At 65.6% G+C, this 20,497-nt stretch carries 11 protein-coding genes (1 of these 11 only partly in view); 7 read left to right on the top strand and 4 right to left on the bottom strand.

Annotated features, from left to right (window positions below):
* The first annotated feature begins 139 nt into the window (after positions 1-139).
* A complete protein-coding gene (locus tag LZ518_RS11235) occupies positions 140-550 on the top strand; it encodes a hypothetical protein (RefSeq protein WP_249916070.1) in 411 nt (136 codons plus the stop codon).
* 6 nt (positions 551-556) lie between these two features.
* Here LZ518_RS11235 and hutH read toward each other — a convergent pair whose 3' ends face one another.
* The 3 genes from hutH to hutU form a co-directional block, all read right to left on the bottom strand.
* The gene (gene hutH, locus LZ518_RS11230) at positions 557-2,059 is read right to left on the bottom strand and encodes a histidine ammonia-lyase (protein WP_249916069.1); all 1,503 of its coding nucleotides are present in this window, start codon (positions 2,057-2,059) and stop codon (positions 557-559) included.
* A 135-nt stretch (positions 2,060-2,194) separates the two neighbouring features.
* On the bottom strand, positions 2,195-3,016 hold the full coding sequence (locus LZ518_RS11225; protein WP_249916068.1) for a hypothetical protein: 822 nt from the start codon (positions 3,014-3,016) through the stop codon (positions 2,195-2,197).
* A gap of 134 nt (positions 3,017-3,150) precedes the next feature.
* Positions 3,151-4,812: a urocanate hydratase gene (gene hutU, locus LZ518_RS11220; protein ID WP_249916067.1), complete on the bottom strand. Its 1,662-nt coding sequence runs from the start codon at positions 4,810-4,812 to the stop codon at positions 3,151-3,153.
* Between the two features lie 211 nt (positions 4,813-5,023).
* Here hutU and LZ518_RS11215 point away from each other — a divergent pair, with 211 nt between their 5' ends.
* Positions 5,024-5,209, top strand: a complete 186-nt coding sequence (locus tag LZ518_RS11215) for a hypothetical protein (protein WP_249916066.1) — start codon at positions 5,024-5,026, stop codon at positions 5,207-5,209.
* On the opposite strand, the gene hutI is transcribed toward LZ518_RS11215, so the two are convergent.
* On the bottom strand, positions 5,210-6,424 hold the full coding sequence (gene hutI, locus LZ518_RS11210; protein WP_249916065.1) for an imidazolonepropionase: 1,215 nt from the start codon (positions 6,422-6,424) through the stop codon (positions 5,210-5,212).
* A gap of 41 nt (positions 6,425-6,465) precedes the next feature.
* Here hutI and LZ518_RS11205 point away from each other — a divergent pair, with 41 nt between their 5' ends.
* From LZ518_RS11205 to LZ518_RS11185, 5 genes are all read left to right on the top strand, one after another.
* Positions 6,466-7,350, top strand: a complete 885-nt coding sequence (locus LZ518_RS11205) for an arginase family protein (RefSeq protein WP_249916064.1) — start codon at positions 6,466-6,468, stop codon at positions 7,348-7,350.
* Between the two features lie 157 nt (positions 7,351-7,507).
* The gene (locus tag LZ518_RS11200; protein ID WP_249916063.1) at positions 7,508-9,220 is read left to right on the top strand and encodes a ShlB/FhaC/HecB family hemolysin secretion/activation protein; all 1,713 of its coding nucleotides are present in this window, start codon (positions 7,508-7,510) and stop codon (positions 9,218-9,220) included.
* A 23-nt stretch (positions 9,221-9,243) separates the two neighbouring features.
* Positions 9,244-16,497 (top strand): hypothetical protein, encoded by a 7,254-nt coding sequence (locus LZ518_RS13460; RefSeq protein ID WP_283938192.1) that lies wholly within the window; start codon positions 9,244-9,246, stop codon positions 16,495-16,497.
* Positions 16,494-19,565 (top strand): CHAT domain-containing protein, encoded by a 3,072-nt coding sequence (locus LZ518_RS11190; protein ID WP_249916062.1) that lies wholly within the window; start codon positions 16,494-16,496, stop codon positions 19,563-19,565. The genes LZ518_RS13460 and LZ518_RS11190 overlap by 4 nt, the downstream gene beginning before the upstream one ends.
* 64 nt (positions 19,566-19,629) lie before the next feature.
* On the top strand, positions 19,630-20,497 hold the 5' portion of the coding sequence (locus tag LZ518_RS11185) for a M48 family metallopeptidase (protein ID WP_249916061.1). Its footprint extends 290 nt past the window's final position; 868 of the gene's 1,158 nt are visible here — the first part of the coding sequence; its start codon is at positions 19,630-19,632; the stop codon falls past the right edge of the window.

Here is a 20,497-nt window from a genome sequence, read left to right as displayed (position 1 = left end):
CGACTTGCGCACTTTATTAAATTTCTGTTAACGCGCAGCGCCGATCCCCCCATCTGTGGCGCGTCCGTGGAGAGAGCTGGCCAGCCCGTCACAAGACTGGCTGCAGTAGCGCGGGGGCGCCGATCAAGGGGCAAAAGGGATGAAATCGAAGCTGATACTTGCGGCAGCGGCCGCATGCGCACTCGCCGTGCCTGCAATTGGCCAGGATGCGCCCGAACATATCGCATCGCTCTATCGAGCCGCGCCCGGCCAGCAGGTCGCGCTGCTCAAATGGATGGCAAAGCAGGACCAGGCAGCCATCGCCGCCGGCGTCGCGCCAGCGCAAATCTATGTCCACACATCGGGCGACAGTTGGGACTATCTGGTGATCAACCCGGTCACGACCAAGGCGCAGGACGATGCGGTGGACGCCGCCGCCAAAAAGATGGGACTGTCGACCGGCCCGCGGGCGAGCATCGAGTTTCGGACGATGATCGCCACCCATACCGATACCACGACGATCGGCCCGCGCACGGCGGCCCAGATCCTGACGGCACTCGGCGAGAAGTAGCGCCGTCTAGATGCTGAAGGGGGAGGCCGCCTCTCCCTTCAGCACGGCCGACTGCAGCGCCGCCATTTCATCGGCCCAGTAGCGGTCGGTTTCGAGCCGCGGGCTGAGGCCTCGGACGTTGGCGTGGAGCAATTGCAGCTTCGGGCTGGTCTTAAGCGGCGCGTGATAGTCGACGCCCTGGGCCGCGGCGATCAGCTCGACGCCGACGATCCCCGCGACATTCTTCGCAATCTGTGCCGCCTTGCGAGCGGCAATCGGCGCCATCGAGACATGGTCCTCCTGCCCGGCGCTGGTCGGCACGGAATCGACGCTGGCCGGGAAGGCCAGGCTGCGGTTCTCAGCGACGAGTGCGGCTTGCGTGACCTGAGGGATCATCAGCCCCGAATTGGCTCCGCCATCATCGACCAGGAAGGCCGGAAGCCCGCTCATCTTGGGGTCGATCAGGACTGCGGTGCGGCGTTCGGAAATCGATCCGACCTCGCACATCGCCATGGCGATGATGTCGGCCGCGAAGGCGACCGGCTGGGCGTGGAAATTACCCCCGCTGATCGCCGTATCCTCATCCTCGAAGACGATCGGATTGTCGGTAACCGCGCCCGCTTCGATGGTCAGGGTGCGCGCGGCATTGACGAGCAGGTCGAGCGCGGCGCCCATCACCTGCGGCTGGCAGCGGAAGCTATATGGGTCCTGCACCTTGCCGCACCGGCCGTGGCTGGCAAGGATCTCGGAGCCGTCGAGAAGCGCGCGAATTTCCGCGGCGACGCGGATCTGGCCTGGCTGGCCTCGCGCGGCCGAGATGCGCGGGTCGAACGGCTTGATGGAGCCCTTCAGCGCATCGATCGACAGGGCGCCGGCGCCGAGCGCCGCGCCGAACACCCGTTCCGCCGTGAACAGCGCATCAAGCGCAATTGCGGTCGAGGCCTGGGTGCCGTTGATGAGGGCAAGGCCTTCCTTGGGGCCAAGTTCCAGCGGCGACATGCCAAGCCTGGCGAGCGCGTCTTTCGCCGGAAGAACATCGCCAGCGACGTCGATCCGGCCCTCGCCAAGCAAAGCGGCGATCAAATGGGCAAGCGGCGCGAGATCTCCGCTGGCGCCCACACTGCCCTGCGCCGGGATCAGCGGCATGGCGTCCTTGTCGAGCAGCGCCTGGAGCGCTTCGATCACCAGCGGGCGAACGCCGGAAAAGCCGCGGCCCAGGCCGAGCAGCTTCAGGACGATCATCAGCCGCACCGTGTGGCGCGGAAGCATGTCGCCGAGCCCGCACGAATGGGACAGGATCAGGTTGCGCTGCAGCTCGGCCAGCCTCTCGGGCGGGATGCGGGTGTTGGCGAGCAGGCCGAAGCCGGTGTTGATTCCGTAAACGGTCTCGCCGCTGGCGACGATCCGCTCGACCGACGCGGCGGCGGCACGGACTCGGTCCATGCTGGCGTTGTCGAGGGAGGCGGCAGCGCCGGCCCAAAGCTGGCGAAGGGCAGCGAGGTCGATGGCTTCGGGATTCAAGGTCAGCATTTTCACCCAATTCGTCACCCCGGCGAAGGCTGGGGTCCATGTTTATGCGATTCTGTCTCGCTCACAGCACTTCTCAGACATGGATGCCAGCCTTCGCTGGCGTGACGGCCGTTGAAATTGGAGATAGCCCTTGCTTCACGCCGCGACTGCTGCCTGCGGCGCGCCGGGACGGGCGCCGGCGACCCATCCGTGCCAGGCGATGCCGAGACTGGCGATACCGGTCAGCAACAGCAGGAACGGCAGGTTCGTTTCGGACACGCTCGCGAACATTGGCGCCCAGGCGGGAATGCGGCCCAACGTTTCGAAGGTGATCTCCTGCGCCGCGGCGAAGCCGGCAACGATGAGGAATGGGCGGCCATGCTTGGGGGCGAGCGAATATAGATAAAGAGCAATGGCAATCGTTCCCGCATTCCCCGCGGCCATGGCATAGGAAAAGCGGTAGGCCGTTTCCGGCGTATCATTGTTGAAGAAAGGGACGAAGTTTTCGAGCAGCCGCCAAATGATCGGCGCGACGACGAACAGCACCGTGCCGAGCATGTAACGGGCGTGCAGATGGACCTTGTGGCGATATTTGAGGCCACCCCAGAACAACGCCGCGAAACCGATGTTGGCTAGCGGATCGAAGAAACCGAACTGGGCGATGACCAAATTGTCCGGATCGGTGACGCCAGCCGCAAGGGTCGTCGCCTCGACATGAATGACCCACATCCCCGCGACCAGGAACAGGGGGAAGAGGAGAAAGATCGCCAGGCCCGTCTTGCGGTGCAGGGCCATTCGGTCGTGATGGATGGTCCAGCTCTGGACGATGGCGAGGATGGTCCACAGCACCGCGCTCGCGGCGTGGAAATGATGGGCCGTCTTTGCCTCCGGGAGCTTGCTCAAATAGCTCGGCCAAAAGGCAACGAACGTCAGCACCAGCAGCGCCAGCACATAAATCCACGCTTTGCGGAAAGGCATGCGTCCCCCTCTCCCGAACTCCCGGGGGATGCGTAACATGCGAGACGCGGTATGGGACCCCAAATTCGTCATTCCCGCGCAGGCGGGGCCCAGAAATTCGATTGGCTAGGTTCCCGCTTTCGCGGGAATGACGATCAAAGCACGGAAGGCAAATCGAGCCCCTGCTCCCGCGCGCATTCCACAGCGATGTCATAGCCCGCGTCGGCATGGCGCATGACGCCGGTGCCGGGGTCGTTCCACAACACGCGCTCGAGGCGGCGGGCGGCATCGTCGGTGCCGTCGGCGACGATCACCACGCCGCTATGCTGCGAATAGCCCATGCCGACTCCGCCGCCATGGTGGAGCGAAACCCAAGTCGCCCCCGAAGCGGTGTTGAGCAGGGCGTTCAACAGCGGCCAATCCGACACCGCGTCGCTGCCGTCCTGCATCGCCTCAGTTTCGCGATTGGGGCTGGCAACAGACCCCGAATCGAGATGATCGCGGCCGATCACAATCGGGGCGGAGACCTCGCCATTCCTGACCATCTCATTGAAGGCGAGGCCGAGGCGGTGACGCTGGCCGAGGCCGACCCAGCAGATGCGCGCCGGAAGCCCCTGGAAGGCGATCCGTTCCTTCGCCATGTCGAGCCAGCGGTGGAGATGCGGATCGTCCGGGATAAGCTCCTTCACCTTGGCGTCGGTCCTGGCGATGTCTTCGGGATCGCCCGACAGCGCCGCCCAGCGGAAGGGACCGATGCCGCGGCAGAAGAGCGGGCGAACATAGGCGGGAACGAAGCCGGGGAAGTCGAACGCGTTCTTGACGCCCTCGTTGAAGGCTTCCTGGCGGATGTTGTTGCCATAGTCGAACGTCGGAATGCCCATCTTCTGGAAATCGAGCATCGCCTGGACATGCACCGCCATCGACCGCCTCGCGGCGGCGGCGACCGCGGCCGGATCGCGCTCGCGCATCTCGATCCATTCCGCCACCGACCAGCCAGCCGGGCAATAGCCGTTGGCCGGGTCGTGCGCCGAAGTCTGGTCGGTGACCGCGTCGGGACGGATACCGCGGCGGACCATTTCGGGGAGGATTTCGGCGCAGTTGCCGAGGAGGCCGACGCTGGTCGGTTCGGTGGCGTTCTTGATGATTTCCAACGCCTCGTCGATGCTGGTCGCGCGACGGTCGAGGTAGCGCGTTTCGAGGCGCTTCTCGATGCGGCTGTCCTGTACCTCGACGGCGATGCAATGGGCACCGGCCATCACCGCGGCCAGCGGCTGGGCGCCGCCCATGCCACCAAGGCCCCCGGTCAATATCCATTTTCCGCGAAGGTCCCCGCCAAAATGCTGGCGGCCCATCTCCACGAAGGTTTCGTAAGTGCCTTGGACGATGCCCTGGGAGCCGATGTAGATCCAGCTCCCGGCCGTCATCTGGCCGTACATCATCAAGCCCTTGCGATCGAGCTCGTTGAACTTCTCCCAGGTCGCCCAGTGCGGCACGAGATTGGAATTGGCGAGGAGCACTCGGGGCGCATCTTTGTGGGTGCGAAACACGCCGACCGGCTTGCCGGATTGGACCAGCAGCGTCTGGTCTTCTTCCAGCCGCTCGAGTGTTTCGACGATCTTGTCATAAGCCGCCCAGTTGCGCGCGGCGCGGCCGATTCCGCCGTAAACCACCAGGCTCTGCGGATCCTCGGCGACCTCGGCGTCGAGGTTGTTCATCAGCATTCGGACCGCGGCCTCGGTGGTCCAATGCTTCGCCTTGATGTCTGAGCCCCGCCGCGCGCGGATATGGCGGCTATTGTCCCTGCGATCGCCGGTCATTTTACCCTCGTCATTGCGAGCGCAGCGAAGCAATCCAGCTTCGCCGACTCTTCCTGGATTGCTTCGCCGCTCCCGCTCCTCGCAATGACAGCAAAGGTCAAGCCTTCCATCCACCGCGTACGCCGGGCTGTCGACCGCATGAACCACTGAAGTGTCAAAACCGCCCCCACATCCTCGCTGTGGGGCACGGCATCAAGAGAGCGGAGCAACCGTGGACCTCAACTATCTATTCTACCGCCAGCAGGTCGAGCACAGTCGCGCCAAGAGCGGGGCCAATGAGCCTGCACGCCGGGCGCATGAGGAGCTGGCTCGGAAATATGAAGAGCGGATCGAAGCTCTGACTCCGGAGGAATATCACTTTCCAATGGGAGAAAGCGCGCCGGAAGCTGTCGGCTGACTATCCCTCACCCGCGAAAATCCGCCGCTCCGGCCCCGGCATTCCGACCCAATAGCCGAGCTCATTGAGCTCATTGACCCGCCAGACGCACAGGTCGGCGGCCTTGCCGGCCTCGATCGTGCCGACCTCATGCGCCAGGCCGAGCGCGCGGGCCGCGTTGACCGTCATCCCGGCGATCGCCTCCTCCGGGGTCAGGCCGAACAGGGTGCACGCCATGTTGATGATGAGCTGCGGGTTCAGCACCGGCGAGGTGCCCGGGTTGCAATCGGACGCGATGGCGATCGGAACGCCCGCGTCACGCAGGAGCTGAACTGGCGGCTTCTTCTTCTCATTGAGCGCATAGAAGGCGCCGGGCAGCAGCACCGCGACCGTCCCAGCCGCTGCCATTGCTTTGGCGCCGGCGGCGTCGAGATGTTCGAGATGGTCGGCTGACAGCGCCTTGTAACGCGCGGCGAGTTCGGCGCCCTTCTGGTTGCTGAGCTGCTCGGCGTGGAGACGGACGGGAAGCCCGTTGGCGCGGGCGGCGGTGAACACCCGCTCGACCTCCGCGGGCGTGAAGGCGATGGATTCGCAAAAGGCGTCGACGCTGGTGGCGATTCCGGCCTTGGCGACCGCCGGAATCATTTCCTCCACGATCATCCTTACATAAGCCTCGCGCGCCAGACCTTCCCTGGCCTCCGGCGGAAGCGCGTGCGCGGCGAGCAAAGTGGTGACGATCCGCACCGGCTCGCCCCGGCCGATGGCGCGGGCGGCGTTCAGGAGCCGCATCTCGGACGCAGTGTCGAGACCGTAGCCCGACTTGATCTCGACGGTAGTAACTCCGCCGGCCATCAGCGCGTGGAGACGGCGGCGCGCCTGCTGCTGCAGCGCGTCGGCGCTGGCGGCCTTCGTCGCCGCGACGGTCGAGGCGATGCCGCCGCCCGCTTTGGCGATTTCCTCATAGGTTGCGCCGGCGCGGCGCATGGCATGTTCGTTTGCACGGGTGCCGCCGAACACCAGATGGGTATGACAGTCCACCAGGCCCGGCGTGATCCAGGCGCCGCCGCAGGGCACCACTTCCTTCGCGCGGAAACCGGCCAGCTCCGTGCGCTTTCCGACCCGTACGATCTTGCCGCCATCGATTCCGATCGCGGCATTGGGAAACAGGCCGAGCGGATTGTCCGGCGCGGCGACCATCGTCGCGACATGGCAGTCGGTGATCAGGCGGTCCCACATGATGCTGGAATTGGGCGTCAGCAGTGCTAGTCGTCAAGCGCATGAGCAGCGGATGGCCTAATCTTTCGGACCTGATTGTCGACAAGACGGCGGATGCGCCGGTCGGGCTGGTCGGAGCGCCGCTCAACATGGGATCGGTGACTCCAGGGCGCTGCGACCTTGCGCCGGCGCTGCTTCGCGCGACGTTCAGGCGGATCGGGCGATATGACATCGAGACTGGACGAGAGCTGCAAACCAGTATCGCCGATCATGGCGATGTGCCGATTGCGGGCCTCAGCATCGAGGAGGCGACTCCGTCGATCGTCGCGGCTTGCAAGGCGAGCGTCGAGCGGCATCGGCTGACGTTATTGGTCGGCGGCAATAATGCGGTTACACGGCCCGGCGTTCATGCGCTGGGCTTGCCGCTGGACAAGGTCGGGCTGATCACGCTCGACGCCCATTTCGACATGCGCGACACATCGCAGGGCCTCGGCAACGGCAATCCCGTGCGGGCGCTGCGCGATGACGGAATGCCGGGCAAGAATATCGCCCAGGTCGGCCTCGCACCCTTCGCCAATAGCCAAGAGATGCACCGAGATGCGGTCGAAGGGGGGCATTTCGTCGCCACGATCGGTGATGTGTGGCGCGAAGGCATTTTGGTTTTGATGAGCCATGCGCTCCATCGTCTCGATCATTGCGAAGCTGTCGTGGTCGACTGCGACATCGACGTGATCGATCGCAGCCAGTTTCCCGGAGCACCGGGCGCCAGGCCGGGCGGCATGATGAGCCACACATTCTTCCAGGCCGTTCGCGCCCTGGCAGCACATCCCAAGGTGCGGATCGTCGACCTTACCGAATGGGATCCGCCGCTCGACCCGACCGACCTCAGCGCCCTTACCGCCGCACGCTGGGTTGCCGAATGTATTGCCGGCTTCGAAGCCCGCTAGGCCTTCGGTTTCTGGCACCAAACGGGACGAGTCATAAAAGTTGAACTGATGTTCAACATTGACTCACATTAAGATTAGTTTCACCAAATTTAACGTGCGTGGGGGCGCGCAGGATTTCCGGCCGAGTCCCCTTGTAGTGCGTTAAAAAGGGGCGCGGATGACGGGACCAGCTTGGACAAGCGGGAAGCTGGCGGGCGGATTGCTCGCGACCGCCGCGCTTTTCTTCCCCTCGACCGCATCCGCGCAAAGGGTTGCGCCGTCCCGCGAAGAACTGAATCGAATCACGCTGGCGCCGTCGCAAGGCCGGCCGACGCTGAACATAGTCGGCGGGGTCGAGCGCTCGCCCTGCCCGCTAGCCGACCCACGCTATGCCGACGTCCGGGTGACGATCAGCGAGGTCCAGTTCAATGGGCTGAAGGGCGCCACTCCCGAGGAAATGCGTCCAGCCTGGACGCCGTTCGCCGGGGGCGAGCAGCCAGTGGCGGTGCTGTGCGAAATCCGCGATGCCGCCGCGACCATTTTGCGCGACAAGGGGTATCTGGCTGCGGTCCAGGTGCCGACCCAGCGGATCGAGAATGGCGTGGTGCGGATGGAAACGCTCTATGCCCGGGTCACTACCATCCGAGCCCGCGGGCAGACCGGCGGGGCCGAGGCCAAGCTCGCCGCCTATCTGGGCAAGCTGACCGAGGACGAATATTTCGACCGCAACCGGGCCGAGCGCTACCTGCTGCTGGCCCGCGACCTGCCAGGATATAATGTCCAGCTGACGCTGAAGCCGGCCGGCACTGGCCCCGGCGAACTGGTCGGCGAAGTAGCGGTGCTGCACGAGCCCTATTCGCTGGACCTGCTCATCCAGAATTTGGGGGCGCAGGAAACCGGCCGGTGGGGCGGGCAGGTCCGCGGCCAGGCGTTCGGCCTGACCGGGCTGGGCGATGTCACCACACTGTCCTTCTATTCGACGTTCGACTTCGAGGAACAGAAGATCCTGCAGGCGGCGCATAGCTTCCGCCCCGGGTCCGAAGGACTGACGATCGACGGGCAGTTCACCTATGCCTGGACCAAGCCGGACATTGGCGCGAGCGACGCCGTGCCCGACCTCAAGGCCAAGACCTTGTACTGGACGGTTGACGCCCGTTACCCGCTGATCCGCAGCCAATCGTCCAATCTGTGGGGCGGCATCGGCTTCGATTTCGTCGACCAGAAGGTCCATTTCTTCGAGCCGCTGACCCGCGACAAGCTGCGCATCCTGTGGCTCAGGGCCGACTGGGACGCGATCGACCTGAGCTCTCGCCGGCCCGGCTGGCGGGTGAGCGCATTTGGGGAGATTCGCCACGGCCTTGGCATTTTCGATGCCAGCGACGGCGGCGACGATGTCCCGCCCAGCCGCCTCGACGGAGATTCCAGCGCGACCGTCATCCGCCTCGGCGGAACCGGCGAGGTGGCGCTGGGCCGCGACTTCGCGCTGTCGGTCAGCCCGCGACTCCAATATGCGTTCGACCCGCTGCTGGCGTTCGAGGAATTCACCGCCGGCAATTATACGGTCGGGCGGGGATATGATCCGGCGACGCTCAGCGGCGACAGCGGAGCGGGCCTCAGCGCCGAGCTGCGCGGCCCGCGCATCCTTCCGGTCAAGCGGTCGAGGCTGGCCGTCCAGCCCTTCATCTTCGGCGACGCCGCCTGGGCGTGGAACAAGAATGACGGCGAGGGCGCCGACCATCTGGCCTCGGCCGGGGGCGGCATCCGCGCCGAGCTGGCCGACCGCTTCCGGTTGGACGGCACGGTCGCTGTGCCGCTGGAAAAAGCAGGATTTGAAAATCGCAAGGGAGACGTCCGCGTGCTGGTCACGCTGACCACGAAAATTCTCCCCTGACGACAGGCCTTAGGAGGCAAGTGATGACGCGTAGACAGTCAGTCCAAGCCAGGGTTTCAAGCCTGGCCCTGGCCATCGCGCTGGCCGCCGGCCCGTCGCCCGCCGCCGCGCAAAGCTTCCAGGGCTCGCACAGCGAAGTCGGAGCGAGTGTCGACCAGTCGACGCCGGGGCAAACCAACGTCACCATTACCCAGGAACAGGCGGTCATCGACTGGATCGCGACCAACGCGCCGTCGGGCGGCACGATCGTCTTCCAGCCCGAAGGAACCAGCGCGACCTTCACTGGATCGAGCGATTTCGCGGTGCTCAACCGGATCACGCCGGGTACCGCCGGCAACGCCATATTCATGGGCGGAAGCATCACTTCGCTGATCGGCGAAACGGTCGGCGGCACCGTCTTTTTCTACAGCCCAAACGGCATCGTCATCGGCCAGAATGCGGTGATCAATGTCGGATCGCTCGGCCTTACTACCCTGCCCATCGGCGATGACGGCGAGGGCAATTGGATGACGGGCTTCGGCACTGCCAATCCGCAGGTCAGCTTCGGCGGCACGGTCGATCCCAACAGCTTCATCCGCACCGATGCGGTGATCGACGGATCGATCAACGCCCATGGCGCGGGCAGCTATGTCGCGCTGGTCGCGCCGCGAATCGAGCATCACGGCGTCATCCGCACCGATACCGCCGCGGCGCTGGTCGCGGCCGAGGCGGCGACCATTACCTTCTCCCCCGATGGGCTGTTCGACGTCCAGGTGACGGTCGGAACCGACGACGCCAATGGCGTCGATGTCGATGGCGGCACGATCGAGCGCCGCGACCCGACCGAGGCATTGAACAACAATCATTATGCCTATCTGGTCGCGGTGGCGAAGAACGACGCGGTCACCATGCTGGTCCGCAATGGCGGTTCGATCGGCTTCGATACGGCGACGTCGGCGGCGCTCGAAGGCAATGTCGTCGTACTGTCGGGCGGCAGGAACATCGAAGATAGCCAGATCGACAATGCGGTCGGCGCGGCACCGGTCAACCTCAACATCGACAGTTCGAATTTCACGACCAGCGTCCTGGCCGATGTCAGCGGCGGGGTCGACGTGCGCACCAGCACCGGCAACAGCAGCTTCGACAGCGGCAGCCTGGTCAATCTGACCAACCTGACGATCCGCGCGGGCGACGACAGCATCGTCACCGCAAGCAACGGCAACACGCTCCATATAGCCGGCGACCTCAACGCCAATCTCGATATGTTCGGCACCGGCCCCACGACCACCGGCAACCTCTTCCGCCTGTCGACGATCAGCAACTCGACACTGACGATCGGCGGCAATGTATTTATTTCGGCCAAGAGCTTCGGCGCCGCGGGCGCCGACATCAATGGCGGCAATGCGACTGGCGGCACGGCGATCGTCCAGACCAGCTCGGGCGGCACAATCGACATCGCCGGCAGCCTCGACATCAATGTCGACGCCGAAGGCGGCAGCGTGACCGGATTCCAACTGGCCGGCGGCAATGCCACCGGCGGCATTGCCCATATCCTCGCCAATGGCGGCAGCGGTGCAAACCTTACGGTCGGAGGCTCGGTGTCGGTTTCGGCGAGGGCTCTCGGCGGAAGCGTCGGCGACGATTGCTCTTCATGCCAAATTACCGGCGGTAACGGGACCGGAGGGATCATCCTTCTCCAGGCAGTGACCGGCACCGGAAACCAGCTGACCCTGCAGAATGTGAGCCTGACTGCCAATGGCGAAGGCGGCGGCGGCGACATGGCCGGCGGCAATGGCCTTGGCGGCAATATCCAGCTGGTCAGCGGCGACGGCGGAACGATCACGGTCAACAGCGACCTGATTGCCGATGCCCAGGGGAATGGCGGCTTCGGAGTCGACAACGACACGATCGGCGGCCAGGGCGGATCGGGCACCGGCGGGTACATCGGACTGAGCTTCAGCGGCGCGGCCAGCACCATCAACCTGAACGGCGAGGTGACCCTGCTCAATGCCGACGGCTTCGGCGGCAGCGGCGTAACCGGCGGCGTGGGCGACGGCGGCTGGGTCAATATCCAGGTCACATCCGCAGGATCGCTCAACACCGGCTTCCTCAGCGGATCGGCTGACGGTTTTGGGGGTGATTCCGGCGGCGACCTGATCGCCGGCGGCATCGCCACCGGTGGCGACGTCTTCGTCGAGGCTTCCGGGGGCGGAACCGCCGACATCTTCGAGCTTGCGCTCCACGCGGACGGCGATGGCGGCGACGCCTTCAACGGCACGGGCGGTGCCGGAACCGGGGGGCATGTCCTGCTCCGCGCGAACGGCGGGACAGTGACGGTCGATGACGATACCGATGCCGAGGCTCAGGGTCGCGGCGGATTCACCAACCAGGGCTCCTCGGCCGGCGGCGTCGGCACCGGCGGGCAGACCGAAATCATTGCCGCCAATGGCGGCACGATGACGCTGACGGGAATCGTGACCGGCCGCGCAGACGGCCAGGGGGGTCATTATTTCAGCGACGGCTCGCAGGGCGGCGCCGGGGTCGGCGGGACGGTCTTGTTCCGGGCCAATGGCGCGACGCTCAATGCCGACAGCGACGTTGGGCTGAGCGCGGACGGGCTGGGCGGCTTCTCCTTTGGCGATTGCAATGACTGCGGCGGCACAGGCGGCAACGGCACCGGCGGCCTGGTGACCATCGAAGCGATCGGCAATGCAAACGCTCTGCTGTCGGTCGACGGAGTATTGACCGGAACCGCGAACGGCACCGGAAGCGACGGCTATGCCGGCGCCGGCGGCAACGGCCAGGGCGGCACCGCCAGGCTGGGGGTCCAGAATGGCGCTGCCGTGGCCTTGCTGAGCGATCTCAGGCTCGACGCGATCGGCAATGGCGGCTGGCAAACCAATGGCGGAGTAGCCGGCAATGGCACTGGCGGCCTGGTCGATGCCTTTACCGCCGCGACCGGCGGTACGCTCACGGTCACCGGCACATCGGAACTCGACGCCAGCGGCTTTGGCGGAAGCTCGTTTGGCAATGGCGGCACCGGCGGCAACGGCCTGGGCGGAGTCGCTCGCTTCACCGCCCTGGCAGGAACGGCGTCCTTCGGCAGCTTGTTCGTCGACGCAAGCGGCACTGGCGGCGACAGCGAAAGCGGTACGGGCGGCAATGGCACCGGCGGGACCGCCCGGATCAACGCCAGCGGTGGCGACATCACCATCAACGGAACCGCGTTGGTCAATGTCTCGGGCTTCGGCGGCAACGGCACCACCGGCGGCAACGGCACCGGCGGCGGCGACTATTTCGGCGGCCAGATAAACGGCGCTCACATTTACGCGCAGAACAGCAATCTCGTCATCAGCGGGTCAGCGAGCTCTTTCGCCGACGGCTTCGGCGGTTCCGGAGCCAACGGTGGCAATGGCGGCGACGGGGCCGGCGGCTGGGCCTCGATCCACGCCGCAAATGGCAACACCGCCCCAAGCTCCGTTACCGTCCAGGGCGTCGAGTCGCTCGGCACGGTCAGCGCCAGCGGCTTTGGCGGCGATGGCGGGGACGGAATTTCCGGAATCGATGGCGTGGGCGGCAATTCCGGCACCAACGGAACGGCCGGCGGCAATGGCGGCAATGGCGGCACCGGGACCGGCGGCGTCGCGGCGATCACCGGCTCGGTCGGCAATGGCACCATCACCCTGGACTTCGGATTTGTCGAGGCCAGCGGCACCGGGGGCTTCGGTGGCGCGGGTGGCAATGGCGGCATTGGTGGCGACGGCAGCTCCGGCGCGGGTGGCAATGGCGGTGCCGGCGGCACCGGCGGCGCGGGCGGCGACGCCTTTGGCGGCTTCGCCACGACTGGCGTCGAATTGGGCAATGGACTCGCCCCCGGCATCAACGACGGCACTGCAAACTTCGTCTTCATGGCAATCACGGCGAGCGCGGTCGGCGGCGATGGCGGCGCGGGAGGGTTCGGCGGGGCGGCGGGATCCGGCACTCCTGCAGGCACGGCCGGCGCCGATGGCAATGGCGGCGCAGGCGGAAGCGTCGAGGGCGGCACCGCGTCGCTCCAAGTACGTGGCGGCACCGTCGTCCTGTCCAGCATCTTGCTGACCGCCGACGCGACCGGCGGCAACGGCGGTTTAGGCGCGGTCGATGGCGCTGGCGGCAACGCCGAAAGCGACGAGGTCGCGGTGGTGGTGGTGAACCGGCCGGGCGACGCCACGCTGCGCGGCACGCTGAACGCCGGCTCGATTATCGGCACCTCAACTTCAACTGGAGGCAGTGGCTCGACCCCTGGCGCCAGCCTGATGGAAGGCGGCAGCGGCTTCTATGTCATCAATGGCGACGCGACGGCCTTGTCGGTGCAGATCGACGTGGTCGCCGATGGTCAGATCGCCGACCTGGCCAACGATACGATCCAGGTGATCAACGGCAGCCTCACCGTTTTGGGCGACTTCGCGTTCAACACCGACGGAGTCATTTCGGTCTACACCAATAACGGCACCGCCAGCGCGACCGGCTTTACGGTTTCGGCAGCCAACTTCATTCACGACCCCAACCGTACTGTACCACCGCCGGCCATTGGCGCGATCACGGCTGATACGTTCAACCTGACTACCGGACAGGATTTGGTGATCGACGCGCATCTGGTCTCGACCGATTCGCTCAATCTCGTCGCGCCCGGCCTGATCGACATCAAGGATGCGACCAGCAGCGCCGGCGACATATTCCTGCAGGCTGGCGGAACGATCGACGGAGGTACGCTGACCGCATCGGGATCGGTAATCGCAAACGGCTTCGGCGACGTTACGCTGGCCGATGTCAACGCCGGCACTTTCATCGAAATATTGTCGAATAACGGCAATGTCGCGCTCGGCGATTTGTCCGCTGGAAGCTCGATCGATCTCGACGCGCCCGGCAACATCAGCTTCGGCGACGTGGCAGCGGACGATTTTGATTTCAGCGCCGGCGGCAATGTGCTGGGCGGCGATCTCGTCATAGGAACGCACGCGAGCGGCGATGCCGGCGGCACGATCGTCCTGGGCGACATCAATGTCGGGATCCTCCAGGCGGGCGGAGCGGCCGAAGACGGCTTCGCCGCCGGGTTCGCATCGGCGACGTCGATCCAGGTCGGCGATGTCGATGCCGACGAAGCAATCGGCTTCGCGACTCTTGGCAACCTCACCACCGGCGCGCTCAATGCCGGTACGGACGTACTGACCATGGTCGGCGGCGACACCAATATCGTGTCGATCACGACGCCGGGGGACGGCAGAGTCTATCATGGCGATGTGCAAATGTTCCTCGACAATGGCGGTGTGGAGAATTTCGATCCCGCCGCGGTGTTCGCGCAATCGCCGGTCCGCAGCGGCGGCGCCTATAATGTGGCCGGTGCGATTTCGACCGGCCAATTGCAGGTCGGCGCGGCGTCGATTTCGACCGGCAACATCAATGCCGGCAACAGCGCCAGCCTCGATTCCACGACGTCGGTTACTGCCGGGACGATCGATACCGGACTGCTGCAGATCACGGCGGGAACCGGCATCGACACCAGCGATATCTTCGCGTTCGACAGCGTCGAGATGGATGCCGGCGGTTCGATCCTCACCGGCGACATCGCGGCCGGATCGATCGACCTGTTGGCCGGCGGCGACATCACAACCGGCGACCTGACGACCCAGATCTTCCAGCTGTTCGGCGGCGGGATCGGCACATTATTGTTCCCGGGCGCCAGTATTACGCTGGAATCCGGCGGCGATATTTTGACCGGCGACATCAGCTCGATCGATGGCGTTTACTTGCAGGCAGCGGGGAGCATCGGGACCGGCTTCATCGACGCGCTGACATTCGTCGAAGGTCACGCCGGGACCAGCCTTACGAGCGAAGACATCGACTCCGGCGATTATATACTGCTGACCGCCGACACCGGCGCGATCGAGATCGGCGATGCCAGTGCGGCCGGGTTCTTCCAGGCTTCCGCCGGCACCAACCTGACGGCGCGCGCGGTCGGCGCCAGCGACATCGATGCGACCGCCGGCGGCACCGCGACCATCGACGGCGCATGGTCGGCCGGCGACGTTCAGGTCACGTCGGACGACATCGATATCACCGCCAACGGTTCGATCAGCGCAGGCGATATCGCCCTGGTGTCGACCAACGCCGTTCGAACCGTGGTCGGGGACGGAGTCGGTGGCGGCGGTTACCAGCTGTCCGACGCGGAATATGACCGGCTGCATGCCAATGACATCACGGTCATCGCCGACGCCGGGCTGGGCGCGGCCCCGCTGATGCTGATTGGCGACCTAAGCGTCGACGGTTCCGATGGGGAAGCCATTCACGATTATGAGTTCATCACCGGGGACAGCGAGACCGAGAGCGCCGCTGGTTCGATCCGGATCCTGGGCGACATGATGTTCACCAACATGGGCACTACCCAGTCGGTCGGTTTCACCACCGGCACGTTCGAGCTCGACGCCGAAACCGGACTGCTCAGCCTGGAAAGCGCGCCCGGTGTCCTGGGCGGCGAGCTGTTCCTCAATGCCGCCCATATCCACGTCGCCAGCGGCGATATCCTCGACCAGCTGGCCGACGACCCGCAATATGACGGCTACCAGGACGACCTCAACGCGCCGGCCGCGGTCCAACGGCCTGACGGCGTCATCCGTGCCGCCAGCATCGACATTGTATTCGGCGATGCCGGCGCAGGTGAGCTGAATACCCTCTATGTCCAGAATACAGGCACCGAGGATATTCCCGCCGGCTTTGTCGTCAGCGACCAGTCCCTGCTTGGCGACGGAGAAGGCCCAACGGCACCCCCCGGCACGATCGACCTCATCATCAACGGCCAGATTGTCACCGAGGGCGGCACGCTGACCGGAATCGACGTCCGCGATACATTGGTCGAGTCCCAGGGCGACATCACCGCATTTACCGACAACAGCACGATAAACGGCTGCCTCCTGGTCGGGCCGTGCGTCGCGCAGCCGCCGGAGCCGCCATTCCCGCCGGACTTCACGCCGACGCCGGGTCTGCCGGAAGAATTTGAACTGATCGACGAAGGGCTGCTGCCGCCGCCCCTGTTCGGGAATGAGGACTTCATCGACGACAATAGCGACTTCACCGAGGATGGCGCGACCAGCCCGATCGAGCCGCCAGTGCCGCTGTTCGATACGAGCGCGTTGGGCGATCAGGGCGACATCGACGATCCGGTCTCGGGCAGCGGCAACCCGGCGCTGATGGAAACGCCCGCCGGCTGCCCGACCGGCGGAGACCAGCCGACGGTTCCGTGTAAAGAGGAGACGCAGCAATGACCCGCGTACTGACAGGGATGTTGCTGGCCGGAGTTGCGCTCGTCCCGGCATTGGCCGAGGCGGCCGACGCGCCGCTATCGATCCGCTCGAGCTTCCGGATCGGCGATGCCGGCGTATTGTGCACGGCCCAGATCAAGCCGACCGATCCGCGCCTCACTAGCATCTTCGACCGTGGCTACCAGCTCACCTGCCGCGACGCCGCCGCACCGATCGGCAGCGTGGTTGCGGTCCGGCGGGCGGTCGACCTGGCCCGGGAGCCAAGCGCGCTCCCAATGGGGCCCTTGACGTGCCGGGCCGAAGAAGCGGCATCGATTGATGGAATCGGTACAGTCCGTGCCATCACTTGCCGCGATGAGGCCGCCGGGCTGGATTACCGGCGCTATTCCGTCCAGCGCGGCAAGACGCAATATCTCGCCGAGGGATTGGCGGGCTATGATCCCGCGCTTCGCCTGGCCCTGGCATCGGTAGTGACCGACAAGGCCCAGCCAGGTGCGGTGCAGGTCGCGACGACCGAAGTCAGCGACCCGGCAGCATTCGCCCGGATCCAGGCCGGTTCGCTCGACGCCGCCGGAGCGCGCGTCGAAGCCTACACCCGCAACAATGCCGGTCGTTTCGCCGAGAGTGCGGAGTTTTTCGAGAACCTGGCCGGCCGCGACGTCAACGAACCGTCGTCACTCGCCGAAGCGCTGGCAAACCAGGGCCTGCAGCAATCCAATCTTGGCAATTCGAGCGCGGCCGAGCGGCTGCTGGCCCGCGCCGAAGCGGCAAGCCCGCGGAGCGATGGCGTGATCCAGCGCCTGATCCGCAACTATCGCGCGATCAACCAGCTCAACCAGCACAAGCCGGCCGCCGCCGAGGCGGCGTTAGCGGTCAATGTTGCGCCGGTGGCCGAGGCCGACCAGGCGGAGCAAATTCGTAACGGGCTGATCACGCCGCCGCTGAGTCTCGCCATCAACCGGGAAAGCGCGACCGGGCAACAGGTCGCCGAACTAAGCTCCAACCTCACCCCCTCCGAGCGGGCGGCAATTCTCGACGCGCAGGCAACCGAGCTCAGCGCCATCGCCCTCCGCCAGGAAAAGCGGCTCGGCGACGCCGAAGCGAAGCTGGTGGATGCCCGCGAGCGAATAATTGGCGTGCGCGAGGGCAAGGTCCTTTCCGCACGCTGGCTGCTCAGCGAAATCGAAGTCGAACGGGCGCTGGTCGCCGAGGCTCGCGGAGATCGAGCAGGGGCCGTGTCGGCATTCGATGCGGCGATTGCCGCATTGGCCGACAGCTTCCCCGACAGCCCGGCCCTCTTGTCCGCCAAGGCACGCAAGGCCGGCTTCCTGCTGCGCTCGGGCGACGAGGCCGGCGGGCGGGCGCTGTTCGGGGAGGTAATCGACCAGGGTACCAGCGTGGCCGACAGCTCGACGGCTCTCCGCAACTTGCTCGCCCCTTATTTCGACCTGCTGGCGAGAGACGGTACCGGCACGGCGGCAGCCGCGATGTTTCGCGCGGCCCAGCTGCTGCAGCGGCCCGGCGTCGCGCAAACCCAGGCGATCCTCGCCCGCCAATATTCGGCCGGCAATGACCAGGGTAGCGCGCTGTTCCGATTGGCGATCGCCCGCACCCGCGAGATTGTCCGGCAGGAAGGCGAAATCGGCCGGCTGGAGGCGCTTGCCGAACGGACCACGGCGCAGGACCAGGCGATCGCGGCGGGGAAGGCCAGCCTCGAGGCGCTCAAGGCCGAGCAGGTCCGGCTGCAGGCGCAGCTCAACGATTATCCGCGCTACAAGGTGCTCAGTCCGCAGACTGTCGAGCTGGCCGAGCTGCAAGGGGCGCTGCGGCCGGGCGAAGGTTATTACAAGATGATGGTGGTCGGCGAGGCAATCTACGCGCTTGCCATCACCAAGGAGGCGGCGCGCCCGCTCAAGCTGGCGACCAGCGGCAGCGCCATGGCGGCCGATGTCACCGCGCTTCGGGGCAGCATCGTTAGGATCGAGAATGGCGAGGCACTGACCGAGCCGTTCGACCTGAAGCGCGCCCGGGCGATGTACCTGACCCTGTTCGGACCGGTCGACGGCGAAGTGCGCGGGCTCAAGCACCTGATCTTCGAGCCCGACGGGCCGATGCTGCAACTGCCGCCCTATTTGCTTCCCGCGACCCAGGCCAGCGTGGACGCCTATGCCGCCCGGATCGCGCGGCCCAATGCCGACGAGTTCGACTTCACGGGAGTCGACTGGCTCGGACGCGGACGTCAGGTTTCGATATCGGTCGGTCCGCGCAGCTTCCTCGACATGCGGGCGATCGCACCGAGCCACGCACGCCAGGCCTATCTCGGACTGGGCGAAAATGCGGTCGCATTCAGCCGGCCGATGGCGGCGGTCGCCGACGAGTGCGACTGGCCGATCGCCATGTGGCAGCAACCGATCTCCGCGGCTGAACTGAAACTGGCCGAGGCACGGTTCGGGCCAGACCGCAGCCGATTGGTGACGGGAGCCGCGTTCAACGACGCCGCCCTGCTCCAGTCCAGCGAAGGGCTCGACAATTATCGCGTGCTGCATTTCGCCACGCACGGACTGGTCACTGCGCCGCGTCCGGATTGCCCGGCCCGGCCGGCACTTCTCACCAGCTTCGCCCCCGACGGCTCGGATGGCTTGCTGAGCTTCCGCGAAATCTTCGACCTGAAGCTCGATGCCGATGTCGTGATCCTGTCGGCTTGCGACACCGCCGGATCGGCGACAGCGGCGGTGAGCCGCGAGGCCGGCATCGCCACCGGCGGCAATTATGCGCTCGACGGGCTGGTGCGCGCTTTCGTCGGCGCGGGCGCGCGGTCGGTCGTCGCCAGCCATTGGCCGGTGCCCGAACAATTTGACGCTACCAAGCGGCTCGTCGGCGGGATGGTCAATGCCCAGCCCGGGCAGCCGCTGGCGCTGGCGCTGGAGCAGGCCCAGGAAAAATTGATGGACGATCCCCGGACGTCGCATCCTTTCTATTGGGCGGCGTTCATCATCCTCGGCGACGGCGCCAAGCCGTTGATCCCGACAACGGCGATTGCCGCCGGGAGCATCGCGCCGACAGGCCAATAAGAAGCGTTGCGGCCCGCGCCAATTTCATTACGGTCCCCTTACTGTCGCAGGGGGAGGAATTGCGATGAACGTCGAAGCAGCGACCGCACGGTATATCGATAGCCTTGGGCCTGCCGCCCTGCAAAAGGCGCACGATTACACCATCGGCAAGGAATGGATGCTGTTGTGGGGCCTGGTAGTCGCCGGCATCGTTACCTGGCTGATCGTCAAATCGGGCGTGCTTGAGCGGATCGACAAGCGGCTCCCCGAACGTCGGCACCATGTGCGGGCATTTTTGGTCAGCCTGATCTATTTTCTGGTGTCGGCCGTGCTTTCGCTGCCGTGGACGATCTATGCCAGCTGGTTTCGCGAAAAGGGCTATGGGCGCACGAGCCAGCCGATCGGCGATTTCCTGGGGCAGCTGTCTCTCTCGACGCTGATCACCTCCTCGATCGGTGCGTTGTTCATGATCGGCGTCTATTGGCTGATCCGCAAAACGGGCAAGCGCTGGTGGCTATGGTCGGGCGGGCTGGTCGCAGGCGGCTTGGCATTCGTCATCCTGCTGTCGCCGGTGCTGATCGAGCCCCTGTTCAACAAATATGAGCCGGTGCCGCCGGGCCAGGTGCGCGACGCGGTGGTCGAGATGGCGGGACGTGCCGGCGTGCCGCCAAGCCAAGTGTTCATGTACGATGGCTCTCGCCAGTCGAATAATTTCACCGCCAATGCCGGCGGCGTCGGCAGCACGGCGCGCGTGGCGATTTCCGACGTGGCATTGAAGAGTGCGTCGCTGGATGAAGTGCGCGCGGTGACCGGCCACGAGATCGGCCATTATGTGCTTGAGCACACCTGGCTCGGGATCCTCTTCTACTCAATCGCGGCAATCGTCCTGTTCTGGCTGGCGGACAGGCTGTTTCCGCGATTTGCCCGGGCGTTCGGCAGCAGCGCCGCTCTCG

The sequence above is a fragment of the Sphingomonas brevis genome, assembly GCF_023516505.1.
Lineage (GTDB): Bacteria > Pseudomonadota > Alphaproteobacteria > Sphingomonadales > Sphingomonadaceae > Sphingomicrobium > Sphingomicrobium breve.
The sequence above is the reverse complement of the archived record's forward strand: the minus strand, read 5'-3'. Positions and strand labels throughout refer to the sequence as shown.